The sequence below is a fragment of the Paraburkholderia sp. Tr-20389 genome, from assembly GCF_017104565.1.
GTDB lineage: Bacteria > Pseudomonadota > Gammaproteobacteria > Burkholderiales > Burkholderiaceae > Paraburkholderia.
Window position 1 is genome coordinate 70,524 of sequence record NZ_JAAGPD010000039.1, and the last position, 17,680, is coordinate 88,203.

Below are 17,680 nucleotides of genomic sequence, written 5' to 3' on the forward strand. Positions count from 1 at the left end.
CGCGGTCTCTCACGATACGCGAGCAGCAGTCAGGAGCAGTTCATGGAACATCGCATCGCACTTCAGTTCGAAGACGGCGTCACGCGCTTCATCACGTGCCGCGACAACGAAACGCTGTCGGACGCCGCCTACCGGCAGAAGATCAACATTCCGCTCGATTGCCGCGACGGCGCGTGCGGCACGTGTCGCGGCTTCTGCGAATCGGGCACGTACGACCTGCCCGAATCGAGCTATATCGAAGACGCGCTGACACCCGAAGATGCCGCGCAAGGCTACGTGCTTGCCTGCCAGACGCGGCCGCGTTCGGACTGCGTGATCCGCGTGCCCGCTTCGTCGGCGGCGTGCAAGACGGGCGTCGCGCGTCATGAAGGCACACTCGCGAACGTGCAGAAACTCTCCGATTCGACGATCGAATTTTCGATCGACGTCGACGCGCCCGATCAACTGACGTTTCTTGCGGGCCAGTACGTGAACGTCGAAGTGCCCGGCAGCCAGCTGTCGCGCTCGTACTCGTTCAGCTCCGCGCCGGGCGAGTCGCGCGTGTCGTTCGTCGTGCGCAACGTGCCCGAAGGCAAGATGAGCACGTATCTGAGCGACCACGCGCAAGCGGGACAACGCGTGGCGTTTTCCGGACCGTACGGCGCGTTCTATCTGCGAGACGCCGCGCGCCCCGTGCTGTTTCTCGCGGGCGGAACGGGCATCGCGCCCTTCCTGTCGATGCTCGACGTGCTCGCCGCGAAAGACGGCGCGAAGCAACCCGTCCGCATGGTGTACGGCGTGACGAACGACATCGATCTCGTCGCGCTGTCGCAGCTCGATGCCGCGCAAGGCAAACTGCCGGACTTCGAATACCGCACCTGTGTGGCCGACCCCGCCAGCGCGCATCCGCTCAAAGGCTACGTGACGACGCATGTCGATCCCGCCTGGCTCAATGGCGGCGATGTGGACGTGTATCTGTGCGGCCCCGTCGCGATGGTCGATGCGGTACGCGGCTGGCTCGGTGAAATCGGCGTGACGCCCGCCAGCTTCCACTACGAAAAGTTCTCTGCCACCAACGCGGCCTGACCATCATGAATCAACGCTTCAAAGGAAAAGTCGTCGTCGTGACGGGCGCGGCACAAGGCATCGGACGCGGCGTCGCACTGACGGCCGCGCGGGAAGGCGCCACCGTCGTGTTGTGCGACCGTTCGGATTTCGTGCATGAAGTCGCGGCAGAAATCTCTGCGCCGGGCGCACGCTGCATTGCCGTGATCGCCGATCTGGAAACGTATGCGGGCGCGTGCAAGCTGACGGAAGCCGCACTCGGCGCATTCGGCCGCATCGACGTGCTGATCAACAACGTCGGCGGAACGATCTGGGCGAAGCCTTATCAGGAATACGAGGAAGCGCAGATCGAAGCCGAAGTGCGCCGCTCGCTGTTTCCGACGCTATGGTGCTGCCGCGCCGTGCTGCCCGCGATGATCGAGCGGCAGGCGGGTGCGATCGTCAACGTGTCGTCGATCGCGACCCGCAGCATCTATCGCGTGCCGTACGCGGCGTCGAAAGGCGGCGTGAATGCATTGACGGCCAGCCTCGCATTCGAACATGCCGCCGACGGCATCCGCGTCAACGCGGTCGCCACGGGCGGCACGGAAGCGCCGCCGCGACGCGTGCCGCGCAACGCGCAACAGCAGACGGAACAGGAAGCGATCTGGTATCAGGGCATCGTCGACCAGACCAGGGCAAGCAGCCTGATGCATCGTTACGGCACGATCGAAGAACAGGTCGGCGCGATTCTCTTTCTCGCTTCGGACGACGCGTCATACATCACGGGCACCGTATTGCCCGTGGGCGGCGGCGATCAGGGCTGACTCACACGCAAAAGACCGGCGAAAAAAAACGCGGCTGGAAAGCCGCGTTCAAAGCGTGTTTGTCTGCTGCGTGCAGACTGGATGAAACGCGGGCGATTTTAAAGCATCGCGTGAAACGATAAAGCCCGCAACAGGCAATTCATTATCGTGGTTTCCGCAATATTCCCGATCGCACGATTATGCGGGGAAATAACGGCGATAAAGCCACTCGGCTTTCGCATCTCCAGCACAATCCGCGCTCTCGCGCCCACAGAACAAGCGGCGCGGAAATACTGTTTGTATCAAGCCGCAATAATCGCGGCATCGCGTGTTGTGAATTTCACTAACGCCTTATTTTGGCGTTTTTACATTTCCTGTGTGCGCCTTTAGGCTCTCGTCACTCACGAATTACCACACGCAGGAGAATAGAAAAATGAAACGCACCGCCCTCTCGATGATGTCGCTGGCCGCTCTGGCCACGGCCACCAGCGCCGCGCACGCCCAGACGAGTGTCACGCTGTACGGCACGATCGACACCGGGATCACGTATGTTCATAACGCCTCGGGCAACAACAGCCTGTGGTCGCTCGGCAATACCAGCGCAGGCAATCTGTCGGGCACGCGCTGGGGCCTCAAGGGCAGCGAAGACCTCGGCGCCGGCATGAAGGCCATCTTCCAGCTGGAAAGCGGTTTTGATCCGAGCACCGGCAAGATGGGCCAGGGCAGCCGTCTGTTCGGCCGTCAGGCATTCGTCGGTCTTTCGCAAGATCAATACGGTTCCGTGACGCTCGGCCGTCAATACGATCCGCTGATCGACCTCGTGCAAGGCATCACGGCCGACAACTACTTCGGCAGCGCATTCGCGACGGCAGGCGACGTCGACAACTACGACAACAGCTTCCGTGTGAACAACGCGGTCAAGTACACGTCGCCCGTATTCGCGGGCCTGCAGTTCGAAGCGATGTACTCGTTCGGCGGCGTGGCGGGCAGCACGGGTTCCGAGCAGTCGTATTCGAGCGCGGTCGCGTACAACAACGGTCCCATCGGCCTCGCGGCCGGCTACTACTACACGACGAACAGCCCGGCTTCGGAAGGCCTTCGCACGACCTGGAACAGCACGTCCGACGGCACCTTCGACGGCCCCGTCAACCTCGGCTATCAGACGGCGCATTCGATCGGCATCGCACGCGTGGCAGGCCAGTACACGGCCGGTCCGTTCACGTTCGGCCTCGGCTACAGCAACGCGCAGTACCGTCGCGACGACAGCTCCGTGTTCGGCTCGAACGAACGCTACAACACGGGCCAGGGCTTCGTGAACTATCAGGCTGCGCCCGCGATCCTGCTGGGCGTCGGCTACAGCTACACGCACTCGAACGGCGACACGTCGGCGACCTATCACCAGGTATCGCTCGGCGCGGACTACACCCTGTCCAGGCGCACCGATCTGTACATGACGGCCGCGTATCAGCACGCCAGCGGCCAGACCCGCGACGCAACGACGAACACGATCACCGACGCGCAGGCATCGATCGGTTCGTACGGCTACGCAGGCACGAGCCATCAGGAGATGGTCAACCTGGGCATTCGCCACAAGTTCTAAAGCGCCGGGTTTCGCCCTGTACGGCGGTTTCTGGCCGGCATGCGGACGCGTGCCGGTTCGGCACCGCCGTTTTTCGTTGTGCGGCCTTTTCCATAATGGCTCATTCAATCTGTCGATAATGGCTCTTTCTATGAACCATTATCGATCGTAGTCTTCGGGTGTGGGCGGCAAGGCCCGGCATACACGGAGATCATCGATGAACAGGACAGTCTTTCTGGCAGGCGCCGCGGGCGCAATCGGCAGCGCGCTCGTGCCGCAACTGGTGGATGCGGGCTATCTCGTCTACGGCAGCACACGCCGCACCGACCGCGCGGCGCAGATCGAACGGGCGGGTGCGACGCCCGTCATCGTCGACGTATTCGACGCAAAAGCGCTGAAGGACGCGCTGCTGCGCATCCAGCCCGCCGCCGTGATCCATCAACTGACCGACCTGCCGCCCGCGCTCGATCCCGCGCGCATGCCGCAAGCCATCGCAGGGAACGCGCGCATCCGCGACGAAGGCACGCGCAATCTGCTCGCCGCTGCGCTGGCGGCAGGCAGCAAGCGCTTCGTCGCGCAAAGCATCGCGTGGGCTTATCGCGAGGGCGCGCAACCGTACGAAGAAACCCAGCCGCTCGATACGGATGCCGAGGGCAACCGGCTCGTCACGGTGCGCGGCGTCGCATCGCTCGAAACGCAGGTGCTCACCGCGCCGCTGATCGGCACGGTGCTGCGATACGGTCAACTGTATGGCCCCGGCACCGGGTCGGCGCAGGCAAAAGGCGCGAGTCCGGTTCATGTCGATGCGGCCGCGCACGCCACTGTGCTCGCCCTGAAGCATGCGCGAGCGGGCGCGTTCAATATCGCCGAAGACAATCCCGTCGTTTCGACGGGCAAAGCGAAGCGCGAACTCGGCTGGTCGGCCGCCTGGCGGCGCACCGCCGCCGCTGCGGCAATGAGTACGGCGAGATGAACGCCGCCCACCTGTTCGCGAGCGAACATGCACGGCATGCGCGCACGCTCGCGACCTTCGCCACCCTCGCGCTCGCCCCGCTCGCCATGCTGCCGGCGCGTCCTGCCCTTCAATGGCTCGACGCGATGTGCAGCACGCCGTTGCTCAGCGTCGCATCGTCGTCCGGCGCAGCGGCACAACGCCCTACGTCGACATCGCACACGCTCTCATGCGAGCCGCTCGCGAACGTGCCCGGCAAATCCGTGACGACCGTCGTGGTCGATTTTCCGCCGCACGCTTTCACGGGCGCGCACCGGCATCCGGGATCGGTCACGGCGTACGTCATATCGGGCACGCTGCGCTCCCGGTTGAACAGCGGTCCGGCCATCGACTATCGAAGCGGCCAGACGTGGTTCGAGCCGCCCGGCACGCTGCATGATTTCGTCGAGAACACGGACCCGGCGCAGCCCGCTAAACTGCTCGCGGTGTTCGTCACCGATTCGAACTGCGGACCGCTCGTGCTGCCGCCGTGATACGCGCAGCGAACCTCACGTCTTGTCGAGCATTTTCTGCAGCACGCGCGCAAGGGTCCGCGCCCCCGCATCGATGTCGTCCACACCGACGCTCGCAAATCCCAGCACCAGCCCCGCCGGCGCCGCACGCCCGATCGCATACGACGACAACGGCCGCGTCTCGATGCCCGCTTCGGCGGCAAGGCGCGCAGCCAGCGCATCGTCCGCGCCTTCGGGCAGGAACGCGGGCGCATCCAGCCCCGCGACGATCGGCGGCAACGCAAGGAGCCCCGTCCAGTGCCGGCGCGCCGCTTCGCGCAGCGCCTCGGCACGCTCGCCGTACAGTTCGCGCATGCGCCGCACGTGACGGCCCGCATGCCCTTCCGCGATGAACGCATGCAGCGTCGCCTGCTGATCGAGGGGCACGTGCCGGCCCGTCAGCGACCACGCGGCGACGAACGGCTCGACGAGACGTTCGGGCAAGACCGCATACGCGATGCGCAGCGCCGGAAACAGCAGCTTGCTGAACGTGCCGCAATAGATCACGTGATCCGCGTTGTCGAGACTCTTCAGCGCCGCGAGCGGACGCCCTTCGAAGCGATACTCGCTGTCGTAATCGTCCTCGATCACGAGCGCGCCGCGCGCGTGCGCCCAATCGAGCAGCGCGAGCCGCCTCTCCAGCGATAGCGCCGGACCCAGCGGCGCCTGGCGACCGGCCGTCACATACGCGAGCCGCGCATCGGGCGCGAGCCGTCGGCCCTCGGCCACGTCGATGCCGTGCATGTCGACGGGAACGGCCGCGATGCGCGCGCCCGCCGCTTCGAGCACGAGCCGCGCGCCCGGATAGCCCGGATCTTCCATCCATGCAGCGTCGCCGGGGTCGAGCCACAGACGCGCGGCAAGATCGATCACCTGCTGCGCGCTGCCGACGATGGCGACATGCTCGGCCGTACACGCGATGCCGCGCGTCACGCGTACATGTTCCGCGATGACCTCGCGCAGCGGCCGGTAGCCTTGCGCTTCGCCATCGGCGAGCATCGAGCGGTTCAAGAGCCGCGAGCGGCGCGCCGCGACACGCGCCCACAACGCAAAGGGAAACGACTGCAAGTCGGGCTGACTTGGCCGGAACGCACGCGATGGAACCGTCCGGCCTTCGACGGCGAACCCGCTGCGCGCCAGCAGGCGTCCGCGTGCGGACAGACCGATATCTGCGTTCGCTGCGTCGCGTGCCCCTGCTTTTCCGCGCACAAGCCGCGGTGCCGCGGCCGCGGGCGCCGGCTCGAAGCGGCCGTCCGGCAATTCGCCCGCAACGAAGCTGCCCCGGCCGACGGCCCCCGACAGATAGCCTTCCGCCGCGAGCTGCGCGAACACGCCCAGCACCGTGCCGCGCGACACGCCGTGACGTGCGGCGAGATCGCGCGTCGCGGGAAGCCGTGCGCCGGGCCCGAGCCGGCCCTGCAGAATCGCCGCGCGCAGTTCGGCATAGAGCCAGCGCTGCAGCGGCATGCCGTCGGGCCGCTCGTTCAGCGCAAGATCGATTTCCGTCGCACGCCGCATGTTCTCCGCTCCGTAAATGGCTCAGCACCTGAAAGATAATTCGCCGACTTGACCAGGCCAATTCCGCGATTATGCCTGCTTGTTCACCACATGAACGCCGTGCGTCGCAGTTGATAAACTGAAGCGGCCCGCGCACGGCCGTCGTGTCGGTTCTGCGTCCGGGCCTGCGTATTGCTTACAATGGCTGCCCCCTATCGATGGCACGCCCGACCGCGGCACAGGACGTCATGAAACTTCCTCTCCAACCGCAACGCCCTTCGTCCAACCGCGTCTACCCGCCGGGGACGCCGGGGCTGCACGGCCTGACGTCGATGATCACGTTCGTCGTTGTAGTTTCGGGACTGTACTTCGCGCGTGAAGTGCTGATCCCGATCACGCTCGCGGTGCTGCTGAGCTTTCTGCTCGCGCCGCTGGTCGGCCTGCTGCGGCGCCTTCACTTCGGCCAGTTGCCGTCGATCTTCGTCGCGGTGCTCACCGCCGTCGTCACGCTGCTCGCCGTCAGCACGCTGATCGGCGCGCAGATCGCGCAGCTTGCCGGCTCGCTGCCGCAATACCAGGCGGCCATCGAGCGCAAGGTCGAGACCGTGCAGGAGAAGACGGTCGGACGCGCCGATGCGCTGCTCGCGCGCGCTGCTACCGCGCTCGCGCGTGTCGCGCCGGAACGCCCGGCGCCCGCGCACGAAGCCGGCCGCTCCCAGAAGCCGACCGTCGCTGCACCCTTGCCCGTCGAAGTGCACGAGCCGATTCCGTCGCCGCTGGAACTCGCGCAGCGTGTGTTCTCGCCCGTGGTCGGGCCGCTCGAAACGACGTTCATCGTGCTCGTCGTCACGATCTTCATCCTGCTGCAGCGCGAAGATCTGCGCGATCGCCTGATACGACTGTTCGGCGCGCGCGATCTGCACCGCACGACCACCGCCATCAACGACGCGGCGAGCCGCCTGTCGCGCTACTTCGTCGCGCAACTCGGCGTGAACCTGGGCGCGGGCGCGACGATCGCGATCGGTCTCGCGATCATCGGCGTGCCGGGCGCGCTGCTGTTCGGCGTGCTGACCGCGCTGCTGCGTTTCGTGCCGTACATCGGCACGTGGATCGCGGGGCTGCTCGCCGTGATTCTCGCGGCCGCGATCCAGCCGCAATGGACCATGGCGGTATGGACGATCGTGCTGTTCGTGTCGATCGACGTGGTGGCGGGTCAGGTCGTCGAGCCGCTTCTGTATGGACATAGTTCGGGGCTGTCGCCCCTCGCCGTGGTCGTCGCGGCGATCTTCTGGAGCTGGCTGTGGGGGCCCATCGGCCTCGTGCTGTCGACGCCGCTCACGCTCTGCCTCGTTACGCTGGGCCGATACGCGGAGCGCCTGAAATTCCTGACCGTGCTGCTCGGCGATCAGCCCGCGCTGACGCCTGCGCAAAACTTCTATCAGCGGCTGCTCGCCGACGATCCGCACGAGGCCATCGTGCAGGCCGACCGTTTTCTCAGAGAGATGCCGCTCACCCGCTATTACGACGACGTGGCGCGCGAAGGCTTGCGGCTGGCGCGCAACGACACGCTGCGCGGCGTGTTCGCGCCCGAGCAGCTGGCGCGCATGAACGAGACGCTGCTCGATATCGTCGAGAACCTCGAACAGGTCGAAGGCATGCCCGAGGACAAGGCCGATCCGAACGCACCCGATGCGCTCCCCGCCCTGTCGCCCGACGACGCTGCACAGCAACAGGTCGTGTGCGTGGCGGGCCGCGGCGCATTCGACGAAGTGACGACGGCCATCGCCGTGCAACTGCTGGCGCGGCGCGGCTTCACGCCCGTCACGGCGAACTACGCGCAGTTCAGGCGCGGTCAGGCGGATGCGTTCGGCGCCGACGGCGCGGCCATCGTCTGCGTGATCACGCTCGATGCGCCCGAAGCGCCGCCCTATCTGCGCAATCTGCTGCGGCGCATCCGTGAGCGTGCGCCCGGCGCGCATCTGATCGTCGGCATCGGCGGGCAATCTGAGACGGTCGACGAGGTCGGCGCATTGAGCGGCACGAACAACGCCAACGCCTTCAGCGACCTCGTCAATCAGTGCGTGCAGGCGGCCTGCGCGCGGTCCATGCCGGCCGTCGAGCAGGCGCCGCGCGGCGTCGACGCGTGAGCGCGCGCGGGCCTCTTTCGGCACGAATGCATCACGCGCTTCATACGTTCTGCGCGTCTGCGTTCGTGAGCGCATCGATTATCTGCATCTTCGCGCGGCAAAGCGCCCATGCGGTGATAAGCTGAATGAAAGCGCGTATGCCGCTGCCCGCAAGCTCACGCGCTCCCTTCCGCTTCGTTCCATTGCCGCCGGGAGGCTCATGTCAGCCACCATCCCGAAGTGCAGGCAGCAGATCCGGCTGTGCACCGCACACGACGGCGCGCGCATCGCGTACGCAACCTGTGGCAGCGGGCCGCCCATCATCAAGGCCGCGAACTGGCTGAGCCATCTCGAGTTCGATCTCGCGAGCCCCGTCTGGAGCCACATGATCGCGGAGATGTGCCGCGAGCACACGCTGATCCGCTACGATCAGCGCGGCTGCGGACTGTCGGATCACGACGTCGACGACATTTCGTTCGACGCATGGAAGCACGACCTGATCGCCGTGATCGATGCGAGCGGTGTCGACCGCTTCGTGCTGCTCGGCATTTCGCAGGGCGCGTCGATTGCCATCACGTATGCCGTCGCGTTTCCAGGACGCGTGTCGCACCTCATCTTGCATGGCGGCTACGCGCGCGGGCGGCTGGTGCGCTCACGCTCCGAGCAGGCGCGCGATGAAGCGGAAACGCTCGCCAAGCTCGCCGAAATCGGCTGGGGCCAGCACAACCCTGCCTTCCGCCAGTTCTTCACGACGCAGTTCATTCCGGGCGGCACGCCGCAACAGCATCACTGGTTCAACGAACTCGAACGCATCACCACCACACCGCACAACGCCGCGCGCATCATGCGCGTCTTCAACAATATCGACGTGGTCGATCTGCTGCCGCACGTGCAGTGTCCGACGCTCGTGCTGCATGCGGTACGCGACGCACGTGTGCCGTTCGAAGAGAGCCGGCTGCTCGCGAGCCTGATTCCCAATGCGCGCTTCGTGCCACTCGAAAGCGACAATCATCTGACGCTCGAATGCGAAAGCGCGTGGCAGCGCTGGCGCGATGAAGTACGCGCGTTCCTGCCGCCCACACGACACATCGACCCTGTGTTTTCAGCGCTTACTCGACGCGAACGCGAGATCGTCGAACTGATCGCGGGCGGCCGCGACAATGCGCAGATTGCCGCGCGGCTTGGCCTGTCGGAGAAGACCGTGCGCAATCACATCACCAACATCTTCGCGAAGCTCGAAGTGGAAAGCCGCGCGCAGGCCATCGTGATGGCGCGCAAGGCCGGCTTCGACGCACCCGCTGCGTAACGGGGCACATGTCCCGGCTTTTCGCTGCTTTGTGCAGTGCGCATCCCGCGTATCGGGACTCGCGTCTCATGCCTGACGAACAGCCGATGCACACACTCTGCATCAGCGTTTCGCTTCGGCTTGCAGCATGTCACGGCGCAGCGCTTTGAGTCAGCGCCGTCTCTGTTCGTTCTCCTTTCGGCGCTCCCCACTGCAATCCCCATTGCCTCATCGCAAGCACAGCCCACTTCAGCTTTAGCGCCGGGGCCGAAGTCCAAGGAGTTCAGAGATGCAAGCTGTAGAGTACCAACTGCCTTCCCATCGCTACGCCAAATGCGTCGAAGTGTCCAAGCGGATCCGCTGGGATATCGACAACGACGTGATTCGCGGCCGCACCTTCGACATCAATCAGAAGTTCCTGCCCGACGGCCTTTCGCAGGTCTACCGGCTGCCGTTTCTGAACGAGGCCGAACGCCGCTTCTATTCGCAGGTTCAAGGGCGCACCTATGCCAACATGTTCAAACTCGTCGAACGCTTCATCGGTGCGAAGATGCTCGAACTGGGACGCGATCACGCACTGGGCGATCAGATCGCGCTCGAAGCCGTCGTGCGCCTGACCGACGAAGAACTGAAGCATCAGGAACTGTTCCGCCGTATCGAACTGCTCGCGGGCGCGGACATGCCGGCGGGCTATCGCTTCCTGCCCGATGCCGACGATATCGCCACGTTCGTGCTGGGTAAATCGACATGGTCGATTCTCGCGCTGACGTGTTTCATCGAAATATTTTCGCAGGTGCATTACCGCCAGAGCATCGAGGCGGACGACACGCTCTCGCCGCTCTTCAAGGACGTGTTCATGTACCACTGGAAAGAAGAATCGCAGCACGCGATCATCGACGAACTCGAATGGATGCGCGAGGACGCGAAAGTCGGCGAGCGCGAGCGCGAGCGCGATGCCGCCGTCGACGACCTGATCGCGCTGGTGGCGGGCGTCGACGGCGTGGTGCAGATGCAGGCGAAGGAAGATGCCGCGTACTTCTGCGAGCACATGGGCCGCACGCTGCTGCACGAAGACATCGCGGAGGTACAGGCCGCGATGCTCGACGCGTACCGTTGGCAGTACATCGTGTCGGGCGTTCAGGAGCCGCGCTTCAGTTCGCTGCTCACCAGCGTGATCAACGACGAGCAAGGCGCGCGCACCTTCGCCGCGCTCACGCCGATCATGACGCCGGCACTGAACCGGCCGACGTTGCCGCTCGTCTGAACACACGGTGACATGCAAACGGCGGGTGCCTGCGGGCACTCGCCGTTTTTTCATGCGTTGCCTGCCTGATGCGTCCCGTCACTTGCTCACTGCAGCCGATGTGCGACACTACCTGCGAAAATGCGCACGACACAGGCCGCGCTGCTGCAAGGGGCATATGAAGGTTCCCTACCGATACCTGTCCGCGATGGTCGTCAATCTCGCGCTGCCGTGGCTCGCGTACCGGGTCGCGCTGCCGCACTGGGGCACGACGTGTGCACTCGCGGCATCGGCGGCGCCGCTGGTGGCGTGGATCGGATGGGACCTGTATCACTCGCGGCACTTCGACGCGCTGAGTGCGATCGTGCTGGCGGGCATTCTGCCGCTGCTCGCCTGGGCGCTGATCGATCGGAGCGAACACCGGCGCGCGCTCGAAGATCCGATGGTGTCGGGCGTCATCGGCGTGACGTTTCTGCTGTCGCTGCTGCTGCGCAAGCCGATGGTCTATTACCTCGCGCGTTCGACGGTATCGCGTGAATCGCACGAACGCGTCGAGGAATTCGAGCGCCATTATCGCGAGCGCCCCGAACTCGTCACGATGATTCGCCGGATGACGGTCATCTGGGGCATTGGTCTCACGGCTGAAAATGTCGCGCGTTATTGGGTCGTGTCGACCTTGAGCGATACGGAGCTGGCCGAGCAGATATCGACGGTGCTGCGCTGGGCCATCTACGGCTCGCTCACGCTCTGGACGATCTGGACGCGCCGCCGCCTGAAGCGCATCGACGCTGCAAGAAGAATGGAGTCTGCATGAAAGACCAGATGTTGATTACCGATGTCCGGATGCCCGACGGCATACGCGTGAATGTGTCGATCGCCGGAGGCCGCATCGATGCGATCGGCCCTGATTTGCAGGTCGAAAGCGCCGTCGCGCGCGAGCACGGCAACGGTGCGCTGCTGTTGCCGGGTTTCGTCGAAGGCCATACGCATCTCGACAAGACGATGTGGAGCATGCCGTGGTATCAGAACGAAGTCGGACCGAAGCTCACCGATCGCATCGAAAACGAGCGGCGCTTTCGTGCAGAGAGCGGACACGACGCGGCGGCGGCATCGCTTGCCTTGGCCCGCGCGTTCCTGCAAATGGGCACCACGCGGTTGCGCACGCACGTCGATATCGACACGGATGCGGGCCTCAAACACCTCGAAGGCGTGCTGAAGACACGCGACACGCTAAGCGGCGTCCTCGACTTGCAGACCGTCGCGTTTCCGCAGTCGGGCATGCTCAAACGCGAAGGCACCATCACGTTGCTAGGCGACGCGTTGCGTGCGGGCGCCGACGTGCTCGGCGCGCTGGACCCGGCGTTGATCGACGGCGATCCCGTCGCGTCGCTGAATGCCTCCTTCGATCTCGCGTCACGTCATCAGAAGCCGATCGATATCCATCTGCATGAGCCCGCCGAGATCGGCGCCTTCACGTTGAAGCTGCTGCTCGATCGCGTCGAAGCGCTCGGCATGCAAGGACGCGTCGTGATCAGCCATGCGTTCTGTCTCGGTGCGCTGGCGCCGCGCGAGCGCGATCCGCTGCTCGAACGGCTCGCGCTGCTGAACGTCGCGCTGCTCACGACGGCGCCCGCTTCCGTACCCGTGCCGCCGCTCGCTGCATGCATCGAAAAAGGTGTCACGCTGTTCGGCGGCAATGACGGCATCCGCGACACCTGGAATCCGTTCGGCTCGCCCGACATGCTGGAGCGTGCGGCGCAGATCGCGATGCGCTACGACCTGCGGCGCGACGACGCGATTGCAATGGCATTCGATTGCGTGAGCCACGCAGCCGCGCGCGGCTGCCGGTTCGCCGACTACGGCCTGCAGGTGGGCGCGCGTGCGGACCTCGTGCTCGTCGATGCGGAAACCGTCGCGCATGCCGTTGCCGCGCGGCCCGTGCGCAAGCTGGTGGTCGCGAACGGACGGGTCGTTGCGCGTAACGGCATGCTGACCGAGGACATTTGAATCCGCCGCTCGCACACAAACCTTGAACGAAAAAAGCCCCGGCACGTGAACCATGCCGGGGCGAAGGTTTGCGCTGTCTTATACGTTATTGTTCAGGCCATGGTCCTTTACGACGCCGCCATGACGGGCGTCACGGCAGCAGGATCGCTGATGCTCGTCTTGCCCGTTTCGACGTGACCCGCAAGGCGGCGCTGGAACGACGCATCGTCGTTGTCGGTCACCGTCAGGTCGTACCAGTGATGGCTCGCCGACAGCACCCACGCCTCTTCGACCGATGCGCCCGGCGGCACGATCACGGGGCGCGGATGCGCGCCGTACGCGTTGTCGACGACCGACAGCCGCGCGATGCTCTCGCCATGATTCTTGAACGTCAGGTACACGTTGCCGTTGCCGACGTCGTAATGCGTCTTCACTTCGGGCAACGCGGGCTTGTGATTGTGATTCACGAGAGCCGCTGCATTCGACGCATTGGACTGTGCATTGCCCGCGAATTGCCGCACGAAACCATTCGGACCATACACGGTGAACTGATACACGCCGTTCGTCGACGCCAGGTTGAACACGTCCTTCAGCGTCTTGCCCGCTTCCACCGTATAGCGCCACGGACCATCCGTGCGGTTGGCCGAGTACACGTAGAAGTGCGCGCCCTGCTCGCCCGTATTGCCGATTTCGATCGTCAGCGAATTTGCCTTCTGATCGACCTTGCCGTTCACATGCAATTCATACGGCAATGCACGCGCGAAGCGGATGCCCGATTCCTGCGGATCGAACGGACCCGGCACGGCAGGCACCGTCGGCGCGGGCTGCGTCGCGCACTGGTTGTCGGCCATGCTCTTGTAGTTGCTCGTGTCCGGCAGCGGCGGCATCTTCGCGTCCGGCGTGCGGAAGTCGAAGGCCGTCGTGAGGTCGCCGCACACCGCGCGGCGCCATGCCGTGATGTTCGGTTCATTCACGCCGAAGCGCGATTCGATGAAGCGGATCACCGACGTGTGATCGAACACCTGCGAGCACACGAAGCCGCCCTTCGTCCACGGCGACACGATCGTCATCGGCACGCGCGGCCCGAGACCGTACGGCAGATTGTCGGCCGTATAGCTGCCGCCACGGGCCGGATTGACGATGTTGTGAATCTCGCCGTCCGTCGTCACCGTCGAGAGACCCTGCGCGCGCGACGTAGCCGGTTGCGGCGGCACGATGTGATCGAAGAAGCCGTCGTTCTCGTCGTACATGATGAAGAGCACCGTTTTGCTCCACACCTCGGGGTTCGACGTGAGCGCATCGAGAATCTGCGACGTGTATTCCGCGCCGTAAGCAGGCGTGTATTTCGGATGCTCCGAATACGCGGCGGGCGGGCACAGCCACGACACTTGCGGCAGGCGGTTGGCCTGCACGTCGGCCTTCAGGTCGTCGATCGTGCGCACCGTCTGCGCGCGCTGGAACAGCGACGAACCCGGCTGCGCGTTGATGAAGTTCTCGAAGTTCTGCAGGATGTTCGTGCCGTAGTTGCCGTTCAGCGGGTCCGAGCCATCCGTGCCCTGCTGATAGATCTGCCACGAAATACCGGCCGCTTCGAGACGTTCCGGATAGGTCGTCCACGACAGCAGCTGATACTTCGGCGGCACGTCGCCATCGACGAAATCGTTGTTGTCGAGCAGCGGGCCGCCCTTCGTGCCCGTCGGATCGACGGTGCCCGTCATCAGATACGAGCGGTTCGGGTGCGTCGGTCCCGGCAGCGAGCAGAAGTAGGCATCGCACACCGTGAACGCATCGGCCAGCGCGTAATGGAACGGAATGTCCGGGCGCAGGTGATAGCCCATCGTCATGTCCGTCTTGTTCGCGGGCCACTGGTCGTAACGGCCGGCGTCGATCGCAGCATGCGTCTTGTACCAGGAGTGATCCAGATCGCCGACGCACTGCGCGCTCGTCGTCTGCGTATTCAGGTGAAACGGCAGCACGGGCTTGGTCGCATCGGCTTTCGACGGCTGATACCAGACGGGCTTGCCGTTCGGCAGCGGAATCGGGAAGCGGTCGTTATAGCCGCGCACGCCGCGCATATGACCGAAGTAGTGGTCGAACGAACGGTTCTCCTGCATGAACACGACAATGTGCTCGACGTCACGGATCGAACCCGTGCGCGAATTGGCGGGCACGGCGAGCGCATTGCGGATCGATTCCGGCAGCATCGTCACGGCGGCGGCGGCGCCCGCGGACGTTGCAGCAGTCTTTAGAAAACGGCGACGGCTATTGGATGTCATGATGTTATTGCCTTCTTCTCGGGGGGAAAGGAATTAACAACGGAATAAGCGCGCGCATTCACGCGCATTCTTTAGTTCTTTATTGCGAGAACATCGATTCAATGGGTGTCGTCGCCTGGCGCGTAGCGGAGCACGGGCGCAACCTGCTGGCTGTCGGCAGCGAGGCTCGCCTGCGCGCTGAGAATCGCGGCGCTGTCCTGGCCGTTGTCCTGCGCTTCGTTTCGTGCGTTACGGGACGCGCTCATGCCGAGCGCCGACGGCGTATTGAAGGCATTGGCGGTACTGCCCGTGGGGCTCGTCGGCAGCGGTGGCGATATGGACGCGTTCAGTGCGGAAGGCGCGCCGTTACTGGATTGCGACGCAGCCGGCGGGGTGTTGCCGACGGTCGCCGCATCATCCGGCCCACAGGCGGCGAGTGCGAACGATGCAAGTGCAACGATTGTACTCACGCGCAAAGACGAGAGAGGAAGTCCGTTCATTCGAGCATCCCGATTCCAGCGTCTGACTACCGGTTAGACCGATGACGGCTCGCTTAAAGAAGGCTTGCCGTCGCTGGAAACGCAGTCTGATGTCGAATGAAGAAATTATTGTGAAACGTTTGCAAAGGCAACGAAATACCTTGAAATATCCTTTAATGGAAAGCTATCAGAAAGCGAAAAGAAACACGCTAGTCATCGTGCTATAGCGCTTATCAGCAGGTCGGCATTAAGTGCCGTTTTTCTATCGCCGCGCAATGCACGGGCGGCATATTCGACCGGCGGCCCTTCGCGCCGCCTTGCCTTCTGCGTTGCAAGTGGCTGGCCGCGCGCGAACTCGACGCAACACTTCGCCAGCACATCCGTCGGATCGACGAGCTGCGCAGTGCGCCCGTTGCGCGTCACCGTGGCCGCTTGCGGAAACAGCAGCGGCAACTCCGTGCAGGCGAGCAGGATGACTTCGACATGCTGGAACAGAAGGCTCTCTACGGCGGCGATGATGTCGTCGGCACATTCGCCGCTCGTATAACCGGCTTTCACGCCGCGTGCGCCGTAGATGGCGTTCGTCACACGCGCCTGCAACGCAGGCGGCGGCAACACCTCGGTCATGCCGCGCGCTTCGAGCGCCTTGTGATAGACGCCGCTCGCAATCGTGCCCTCGGTGGCAAGCAGGCCGATGCGGTCCACCGAAGGAAACGTCGCGCGCAGATAATCGGCCGTCACGTTCATCATGTTGACGATGGGAATCCGCAAACGCGCTTCGATGGATGCGATGAACGCATGCGCGGTATTGCACGGAATCGCGATCAGATCGGCGCCGCCGTCTTCGAGCTTTCTGCATGTCGCGTACAAGGCGAGCGTCGGATCCGCGCCCTTGCCCGTCAGGTAATCGGTGCGATCGGGAATTTGCGGATTCTGTTCGACGATCACCTTGATGTGATCCTGATCGCGCACGGCGGGCGTATTGCGCACGACCTTGTGCAAGAAATCGACGGTCGCGGCAGGCCCGACGCCACCGACCACGCCGAGCTTGATCTGCCGTGCCGGCTGACGAAAGTCCGCATCGAGCAGATGCTGCGCGTACACCGAAAAGGAATCGATCACGGGCACGGCCAGCTCGCCGATACGCCGCAATGACAACGCGCTATCGGTACTGCCCGGCAGCAGCAAGTCGACGCCTTGCAGGATCAATGACTCGCATGCGGCCCGCAGTGCACCGATGCTGTTGACGCCCACGCTCACGACTTCGATGCCGGCGCGTTCCCCGTAGCGCTCGAACAGCCGGCGTTCGCACAGCACCGGCGACGTCAGTACGCCGACGCGGCACCCGGGCGGAAAGCGATGCCGGATATGCGCGAACAACGCGGCGATCATATCGACGATCGCGATGTGCGTGTTCTGCTGCAACGCGTCGATGAAGAGATGGCTTTCAAAACAAGGCAGCGCCACGGCAGGCACATCGCGTTGCTCGAAATCGCGAATCGCGTCGAATGTGCGTAGTTGATGTTCCGCCGAACCTGCCGTACAGGAATCCGATTCACGGCGCCCGCTATTGGACGCGCACTCGACGGCAATATTCAATGGTCGAAACGTTCGCGCCGTGGCATTGGCATCATGCATTTTGCGCAGCACGTCGACGCTCGCGAGACGCGCCGCGCCACCGACCATGCCGAGCGCACGCCGTCCCATCACAGACGATGTATTCATAGTCCCTCGCTTGCAGTCTTATTGCTTTCGGTCTTATTGGAAGCGCGGATTCCAGTCGCCCTGAGCAGCGCGCGGCCCGCGCGCTGCGTCGAATCCGTTATTGCGGCGCCGATCAGAATATAAATCCGAATGCCGATTTATGTCGCATGAATAAAACAGAAAGTCACCCGATA

Annotated in this window: 14 protein-coding genes; 10 read left to right on the plus strand and 4 right to left on the minus strand. The window is 64.2% G+C overall.

The genetic code is table 11. The features are described from left to right. Positions 1–42: 42 nt before the first annotated feature. The 5 genes from benC to G3N95_RS29490 all read left to right on the plus strand — a co-directional run bounded on the left by benC (position 43) and on the right by G3N95_RS29490 (position 4,893). On the plus strand, positions 43–1,065 hold the full coding sequence (benC, locus tag G3N95_RS29470) for a benzoate 1,2-dioxygenase electron transfer component BenC (protein WP_205973618.1): 1,023 nt from the start codon (positions 43–45) through the stop codon (positions 1,063–1,065). Positions 1,066–1,070: 5 nt separating this feature from the next. Further along, positions 1,071–1,850 (plus strand): 1,6-dihydroxycyclohexa-2,4-diene-1-carboxylate dehydrogenase, encoded by a 780-nt coding sequence (locus G3N95_RS29475; protein ID WP_205973619.1) that lies wholly within the window; start codon positions 1,071–1,073, stop codon positions 1,848–1,850. A gap of 412 nt (positions 1,851–2,262) precedes the next feature. After that, entirely contained in the window at positions 2,263–3,429 is a 1,167-nt protein-coding gene (locus G3N95_RS29480; RefSeq protein ID WP_205973620.1) for a porin, read from the plus strand. A 196-nt stretch (positions 3,430–3,625) separates the two neighbouring features. Then, positions 3,626–4,381, plus strand: a complete 756-nt coding sequence (locus G3N95_RS29485) for an NAD-dependent epimerase/dehydratase family protein (RefSeq protein WP_205973621.1) — start codon at positions 3,626–3,628, stop codon at positions 4,379–4,381. Further along, positions 4,378–4,893, plus strand: a complete 516-nt coding sequence (locus tag G3N95_RS29490) for a cupin domain-containing protein (protein ID WP_205973622.1) — start codon at positions 4,378–4,380, stop codon at positions 4,891–4,893. The genes G3N95_RS29485 and G3N95_RS29490 overlap by 4 nt, the downstream gene beginning before the upstream one ends. A 15-nt stretch (positions 4,894–4,908) precedes the next feature. Here the strand turns inward: G3N95_RS29490 and G3N95_RS29495 are convergent, their stop codons facing one another. Next, the gene (locus G3N95_RS29495; protein WP_205973623.1) at positions 4,909–6,429 is read right to left on the minus strand and encodes a PLP-dependent aminotransferase family protein; all 1,521 of its coding nucleotides are present in this window, start codon (positions 6,427–6,429) and stop codon (positions 4,909–4,911) included. A 227-nt stretch (positions 6,430–6,656) separates the two neighbouring features. Between G3N95_RS29495 and G3N95_RS29500 the strand changes: the two genes are divergently transcribed. From G3N95_RS29500 to G3N95_RS29520, 5 genes are all read left to right on the plus strand, one after another. Next, positions 6,657–8,555: an AI-2E family transporter gene (locus G3N95_RS29500; RefSeq protein ID WP_205973624.1), complete on the plus strand. Its 1,899-nt coding sequence runs from the start codon at positions 6,657–6,659 to the stop codon at positions 8,553–8,555. 199 nt (positions 8,556–8,754) lie between these two features. Beyond that, positions 8,755–9,840, plus strand: a complete 1,086-nt coding sequence (locus G3N95_RS40915; RefSeq protein ID WP_205973625.1) for an alpha/beta fold hydrolase — start codon at positions 8,755–8,757, stop codon at positions 9,838–9,840. Between the two features lie 268 nt (positions 9,841–10,108). After that, positions 10,109–11,083, plus strand: a complete 975-nt coding sequence (locus tag G3N95_RS29510; protein ID WP_205973626.1) for a hypothetical protein — start codon at positions 10,109–10,111, stop codon at positions 11,081–11,083. Positions 11,084–11,240: 157 nt separating this feature from the next. After that, on the plus strand, positions 11,241–11,876 hold the full coding sequence (locus tag G3N95_RS29515) for a VC0807 family protein (protein ID WP_205973627.1): 636 nt from the start codon (positions 11,241–11,243) through the stop codon (positions 11,874–11,876). Next, a complete protein-coding gene (locus G3N95_RS29520; protein ID WP_205973628.1) occupies positions 11,873–13,069 on the plus strand; it encodes an amidohydrolase family protein in 1,197 nt (398 codons plus the stop codon). The genes G3N95_RS29515 and G3N95_RS29520 overlap by 4 nt, the downstream gene beginning before the upstream one ends. A 107-nt stretch (positions 13,070–13,176) precedes the next feature. Here the strand turns inward: G3N95_RS29520 and G3N95_RS29525 are convergent, their stop codons facing one another. The 3 genes from G3N95_RS29525 to G3N95_RS29535 form a co-directional block, all read right to left on the minus strand. Further along, positions 13,177–15,324: a phospholipase C, phosphocholine-specific gene (locus G3N95_RS29525; protein WP_205973629.1), complete on the minus strand. Its 2,148-nt coding sequence runs from the start codon at positions 15,322–15,324 to the stop codon at positions 13,177–13,179. 98 nt (positions 15,325–15,422) lie between these two features. After that, complete coding sequence (locus G3N95_RS29530; protein ID WP_205973630.1) at positions 15,423–15,803, minus strand: hypothetical protein; 381 nt, start codon at positions 15,801–15,803, stop codon at positions 15,423–15,425. A gap of 192 nt (positions 15,804–15,995) precedes the next feature. Continuing rightward, a complete protein-coding gene (locus tag G3N95_RS29535; RefSeq protein WP_205973631.1) occupies positions 15,996–17,507 on the minus strand; it encodes an amino acid racemase in 1,512 nt (503 codons plus the stop codon). Between the last annotated feature and the right edge of the window lie 173 nt (positions 17,508–17,680).